At 78.7% G+C, this 1,009-nt stretch carries 2 protein-coding genes; both read left to right on the forward strand.

Annotation, left to right across the window (positions count from 1 at the left end; genetic code table 11):
- Positions 1 to 336, forward strand: a 336-nt coding sequence (locus NWP10_RS12115) for a hypothetical protein (RefSeq protein ID WP_258301070.1), incomplete at its 5' end; no start/stop codon positions are given.
- A partial coding sequence (locus tag NWP10_RS12120; RefSeq protein WP_258301071.1) for a hypothetical protein occupies positions 333 to 1,009 on the forward strand: 677 nt, incomplete at its 3' end. The genes NWP10_RS12115 and NWP10_RS12120, both read left to right, overlap by 4 nt.

Raw genomic sequence — 1,009 nt, forward strand, 5'->3', positions numbered from 1 at the left:
GACCCGGCCCGCTTCGCCCACGCGGGCGACGACCCGGCCCTGCGTCTGCGCGCCCTCACGGAGCTGCTCGCCCTGGCCGCGGACGCCCCCGGGGCGCGCGCCCTGCCGCAGACCCGGGAGGCGACGGCCGCCGTCGTGGAGCACACCCTCGCCCTGGACTCGCTGGCTCGCGGCAGCCGCCGCGGCCGCCCGGACGCGTTCCGCCGGTCGGTCCGCCCGGAGCTGGAGGACCGGGTGGGGCAGGCCGAGGCGACGCTGCGCGCGCTGGTCGAGGCGGGCCGGTGCGCCCGGCCCGCGGTCCGCTTCCCCGACGTCGTCCGGGAGGCCGTCCGATGAGAGAGCGCATCCTCGCCGGGATCGCGGTGGCCTGCGCCGTCCTCACGGCCGTGCTCGCGGGGCTGGCCCTGTGGGTGAGCGTCGCACAGCCGCGGCACACCGTGCGGATCGAGGTGGAGGAGGGCACCCCGTTCGGCATCAGCCAGGGGACCGTGGACGCCGTCGTCGCCCAGCGGCCCGTGCGCTCGTGGGAGCCGATGACCCTGCGGGTGACGCCGGAGCACCTCACCTTCGAGCAGTCCTTCCGCGGCGAGGGCATGCCCGAGGGCGTGGACGTGCTGCTCTCCGCCCAGACCGAGGGGTGGGGCCCGCAGCACCCGGACGCGGACCCGGAGGACCGCCCGGAGCAGGACTCCGCCGGGGTGGTCATCCGTCCCCGGCTCGGCCTGGACGAGGACGTGGCGGGCCGGGTCAACCTCGAGCGCATGTACCACTCCGGCCTCGGAGCCGGGCAGGGGCCGACGGCGGTGGTCAACGTGGCGCGCGCGATGGGCGAGGCCTCCTACGGCGGCCCGGCCCGCGTGCCCGCCTTGCACCTCGGGCTGGCGCTGCCCGTGCTCGCCGGGGCGCTCGTGGCCACGGTGCTGTGGGCGCGGGCCCGCCGCCGCCGGGCCGACGTCCGCCGCTCCCTCGACCGCGGCCGCGCCTCCCTCGCCCGGGTGCTCCTCGAGGT

The organism is Micrococcus sp. HG099 (genome assembly GCF_024723355.1).
GTDB lineage: Bacteria > Actinomycetota > Actinomycetes > Actinomycetales > Micrococcaceae > Micrococcus > Micrococcus endophyticus.